The organism is uncultured Dialister sp., assembly GCF_900541605.1.
Classification (GTDB): domain Bacteria; phylum Bacillota; class Negativicutes; order Veillonellales; family Dialisteraceae; genus Dialister.
This window is the reverse complement of the sequence record NZ_UQKJ01000128.1, coordinates 1-4,963: the sequence shown is the minus strand read 5'-3', so window position 1 is coordinate 4,963 and position 4,963 is coordinate 1. Positions and strand designations below refer to the sequence as shown.

Genomic DNA, 4,963 nt, shown 5'->3' with positions numbered 1-4,963 from the left:
ATGGTTAGCCTCCTTCCTTGGGAAGGAGGTGGCGCCGAAGGCGACGGAGGTTAGCTGTTGGAAGCGCCGCAGGCGGATGAGCTTTCCTGGCAGCTAGCAGCTAGCAGCTGGAAGCCCCCATCCGTTCGCACCAGACTCGGCCACACACCCCTGCCGCGAAGCGGCTGTCCAGCTCAAGGCTCAAGGCTCAAGGCACAAGGCTCCGCTTGTATGGTCATGCCCTTATCCACCATGTCTGCCGCAAAGCGGCTATTGCCCTCGATCTCAATCTCGATCTCGATCCCCCCTTGCACCCTGTGTTTCATCGGACTACAATAAAAATGTTGCGTCTAAATAAGGAGGTACTATGAGTTCTACAAAATCTCCAGCCCTGCGGGCGCTGCATGAGGCTTTTCCTTATACGCTCCCCATATTTGCAGGGTTCTGGTTTCTGGCTTTTGCTTACGGTTTTTACATGCATACCCTGGGATTTAATTTCCTGTATCCCACCCTCATGGCCATGGTCATTTTCGGCGGCTCCCTGGAGTTCGTCACGGTGTCCATGCTCATTTCGCCCTTTGCGCCCTGGCAGGATTTCATCGTGGCCCTCACGGTACAGGCACGGCATCTTTTCTACGGTCTGTCCATGCTGGAGAAATACAAGGGCAGCGGCTGGAAGAAACCGTTCCTGATTTTCTGGATGTGCGACGAGACATTTGCCCTGAATTATTCTGCCACCATCCCCTACGACATAGACCGGCACTGGTATATGTTCTGGGTGTCCTTCCTGAATTACACCTACTGGGTGTCCGGCGCCCTTATGGGGGGCCTTTTGGGGAATGTGCTCCATTTCAATTCCAGGGGCCTTTCCTTTGTCATGACCACCATGTTCGTGGTGATTTTCCTGGAACAGTGGCTGAAGGAGGGGAAACATTACACCGCCCTCATCGGCTTTGTATTCTCCATCGGCAGCCTCCTTATCTTTGGCGCCGATAACTTTATCATTCCCGCCATGGTGGGCATGCTCGCAGCCCTCACGGTGCTTCGTAAACCCATAGAAAAGGCAGGTGGCTTCTTATGACGGATATGCCCTTCTGGCAGCAGGTGGCCACGATCCTCATCTGCGCTGCAGGCACCATGATTACCCGGTTCCTGCCATTTATCATCTTCAAGCCCGGCAGCCGGCTGCCGCCGTATGTGAAATACCTGGGGAAAGCCCTGCCGTCGGCGGTTTTCGCCCTTCTTGTGGTGTACTGCCTGAAGGACGTATCCCTCCTCAAAGGCTCCCACGGCATTCCTGAGGCCATCGCCCTCATCCTCACGGTGGCGGTGCATCTCTGGAAACGGCAGATGCTCCTCTCCATGGCCCTGGGCACCCTGTGCTACATGGGGCTCGTGCAGTATGTGTTTGCAGGGTAAGAGATAGATTTGAGATTTGAGAGTTGAGAGTTGAGGTCCAGCGGCTTTCGCCGCATCTAAGACATCAGACAATCAGATTGCAGACGTCAGACAGAAACAGCGGCTTTGCCGCTAATAGCAAACATCTCAGCACGAATGACGCTATCCACATAAAGCGTGCCCCCTTGGAGAAGGGGGCAGCCCAAAGGGCAGGGGATGGATCCGCCTCAAAGAGGCGGAATCTGCGCAGCTGACAGAGGGGATGCATTTGCGGCGCAGCCGCCAGGCCTCAATTCTCTTTACTCAATTCTCAAATCTATCTTTTTTTGCCGCAGGCTGCCCTGTTTTCCTGGAAGCTAACAGCTAGCCGCTAGCAGCTCCGTGCCGGTGACTCTACCCGTCAGCATGCCAATCCGCCGCGAAGGGGCTGGACCTCAATTCTTTCGTTATAGTACAAAAAATGTGATTATGAGTTGATTCATCCCTACAAAAAATGTAAAATACAGGCAGATATTCCCTACAAAAAATGGGAAGGAGGAGGCTTATGGAAAGAGCACTGATGAAAAAGCTGGTAGAGTGGAAAGATTCTCCTGTCCGGAAGCCGCTGATCTTGAAAGGAGCCCGGCAGGTAGGGAAGACCTGGCTCATGCAGGAATTCGGGAAAAAGTATTTTAAAAAGACTGCCTATGTGAACTTTGACCATAACCCGGTGATGCAGCATATTTTCGACCAGGATTTCGATATCCAGCGGATTCTGATGGCCATCAATATTGAAACCGGCGTGGTCGTGACACCCAGGGACACGCTGATTATATTTGACGAGGTCCAGGAAGCGCCAGCTGCGATTTCCGCCTTGAAATATTTCTGTGAAAACGGGCCGGAATATCCGGTCATTGCAGCGGGATCCATGCTGGGGGTGGCGCTGCATGAAGGCATTTCCTATCCTGTAGGTAAAGTAAATACTCTGTCCCTGTATCCGTTGTCATTCTATGAATTTCTTATGGCCCAGGGGGAGGAAGGACTTGCCCGCCTTTTGGACGACAGGGATATGGAAATGATGAACGCTTTCCATGACAAATACGTGACGGCTTTAAAAAATTATTACTACACCGGCGGCATGCCGGAAATTGTCCGATTCTTTTCAGAAAATAAGGACTATGCAGCTGTCCGGAAAATGCAGGAAGAGCTGCTGGAAATGTACGAAGCCGATTTCAGTAAGCACATGGATCCCCGTGAATTGCCTCGGGTCCGTATGGTATGGCATGCTATTCCGGCACAGCTGGCTAAAGAAAATAAGAAGTTTTTCTTTGGCCAGGTGAAAAAAGGAGCCCGGGCCAAAGATTTTGAGATGGCCGTGGAATGGCTGATGGATTGTGGCCTTATTACCCGGGTGAACCGTGTCACGAAACCGGCAGTACCGCTGAAGGCTTATGCAGAAGAAAATGCCTATAAATTGTACTTCTTGGACACTGGCCTTCTGGGAGCTTTGAGTGGACTCGATGCGAAATCCATTCTGGAGGGAAACCGGATTTTTATAGAATTCAAAGGGGCCCTGACGGAGCAGTATGTTTGCCAGCAGATGATTGCTGACCTGGATCTGTCCCTTTTCTATATGCTTTCCGAAAATGGACGGTACGAAATTGATTTTCTGGTCCAGCATGAGGGAAATGTGGTGCCCATTGAAGTGAAAGCGGGACAGACGGTTCACGCGAAAAGTCTCTGCGCCTATTGTGAAAAATATGCGCCTTCCCTGGCGGTACGGCTTTCCATGAATCCCTGTGAAAAGCAGGATCACCTGCTGAACATGCCGCTTTATGGAGTGCATTGTCTCCTGTAGGGGCTGTATTTGCCGCGAAGCGTCGGGACCTCAATTCTTTTATTTATTACGCAAAAAAACCGTGTTGAAAAGATTGCTTTTCAACGCGGTTTTTCATTTCCTGTCTTATTCTTCCGCTGTCCCGTGGTCCAGGTTTGTGAGGTGTTCCCAGAGGATGCCCAGGATGAGTCCTGCGGCGAAGAAGAGAATCCAGGTCATGTTGGACGAAGCCAGGGGCAGGGTTTCCATGAACTTTGCCAGGGGAGTGATGGCAAAGCCCGCTGCCTTGAGTCCGTCGTTCAGGGCTGGGATGAAGGTGAAGACGGTGGCCAGGACGTAGACCTTCCGGCTGCCGTGGAAGAAGTCATTGAGGAAGGTGAGGAGAATGAGGCAGATAGCCAGAGGGTAGAGGAAGAGGAGCACCGGAATGGCGCCTTTGATGATGGAGGAAAGGCCGAAGAGGGCGACGCCAAAGGACAAGATGGTGAAGAAGGTGGCCCAGGCCTTGTGGGAGAACCGGGGCACCAGCAGGTTGAAGTAGGCGGCGCAGGAGGCGGTGAGGCCGATGGATGTGGTGAGGCAGGCCAGGATGACGATGATGCCCAGAATCACGCTGCCCAGGCTTCTGAAGTAGAAGGACGAAGCCCCTACGAGCACGGGAGCCCCGTTTTCCACATGCCCCAGTACGGCCACGGAAGAGGCACCCAGTGTGCAGAGGGCGGCATAAACAAGGGTCATGAAGAATGTGGAAATGAGGCCGGACTTCAGGGCAACCCCGGCGATTTCACGGCCCGATGTGAGCCCGTAGAGCCTGATGGATTCCACCACAATGACGCCAAATACGAGGCCCGACAGGCAGTCCATGGTGTTGTATCCGTCCAGCAGGGCCGAAGAGAAGGCCTTCAGCGGCGTGTCATAGGCGGCGGCCGGTTCCATCCAGGGCCCCATGGGATGGAAGAAGGAGGCGGCGATGAGGAGGAAAAGGAATACCAGGAGCAGGGGGGTGATACATTTCCCGATACGGGGTACCAGCTTCGATGGGTTAATGGCAAGATACCAGGACAGGAGGAAGAAGAGGAAGGCAAAAATATAGAGACCCACATCTTTCATCTCTGGAGGCAGGAAGGGGGAGATGGCGATTTCATAGGAAACCGTGGCTGTACGGGGGACAGCGAAGAAGGGTCCGAGGGTAAGGTACAGGGCGCAGCTGAAAAGGACGCCGTACACCGGATGCACCCGGCCGGCCAGTTCTTCCAGGTTCTTTCCGGACAGACAGATGGCGAGCACCGAGGCGAAGGGAATGCCTACGCCGGTGATGAGGAATCCCAGGGTGGCGTACCAGGTATTCCATCCGGAATTCTGCCCCATGAACGCAGGAAATATCAGGTTTCCTGCACCAAAAAAGAGGGCAAACAGCATGAGCCCTATAGCGATAAATTCATTCGATGATTTTTTCATAAGTTCCCATTTCTTTATTTGAATCTTTCAAAGCATGCCTTACTATTTTATCACATATGAAGGGGAAATGCTAAGAAGATAGATTTGAGAATTGAGTGAAGAGAATGGAGGGGCAGGCTTCGCCGCGGGTGTGTAGATGAACTCAGGTGGCGAACGGGCGGGGGCTGCCAGCTTTTAGAAAAAACGGGCAGCCTACGGCATGCCTGGCTATTAAAAACATCGAGGGGAAGCGCTGCAGGCGGACCAGCCTTCCTGACAGCTAGGGAAACGCTGATTAAATGGGCTTTTTACAAGCGCTAATTATTCACAGCC

At 52.8% G+C, this 4,963-nt stretch carries 4 protein-coding genes; 3 read left to right on the top strand and 1 reads right to left on the bottom strand.

All coding sequences use genetic code 11. The features are described from left to right. Positions 1 to 346: 346 nt before the first annotated feature. The 3 genes from QZR21_RS07925 (at position 347) to QZR21_RS07915 (ending at position 3,214) form a co-directional block, all read left to right on the top strand. Positions 347 to 1,060, top strand: a complete 714-nt coding sequence (locus QZR21_RS07925; RefSeq protein WP_296097660.1) for an AzlC family ABC transporter permease — start codon at positions 347 to 349, stop codon at positions 1,058 to 1,060. After that, the gene (locus QZR21_RS07920) at positions 1,057 to 1,398 is read left to right on the top strand and encodes a branched-chain amino acid transporter permease (RefSeq protein WP_296097663.1); all 342 of its coding nucleotides are present in this window, start codon (positions 1,057 to 1,059) and stop codon (positions 1,396 to 1,398) included. Before QZR21_RS07925 ends, QZR21_RS07920 begins: the two co-directional genes overlap by 4 nt. A 523-nt stretch (positions 1,399 to 1,921) precedes the next feature. After that, the gene (locus tag QZR21_RS07915) at positions 1,922 to 3,214 is read left to right on the top strand and encodes an ATP-binding protein (protein WP_296097664.1); all 1,293 of its coding nucleotides are present in this window, start codon (positions 1,922 to 1,924) and stop codon (positions 3,212 to 3,214) included. A 105-nt stretch (positions 3,215 to 3,319) separates the two neighbouring features. Here the strand turns inward: QZR21_RS07915 and brnQ are convergent, their stop codons facing one another. Beyond that, a complete protein-coding gene (brnQ, locus tag QZR21_RS07910; RefSeq protein ID WP_296974781.1) occupies positions 3,320 to 4,651 on the bottom strand; it encodes a branched-chain amino acid transport system II carrier protein in 1,332 nt (443 codons plus the stop codon). Positions 4,652 to 4,963 lie beyond the last annotated feature (312 nt).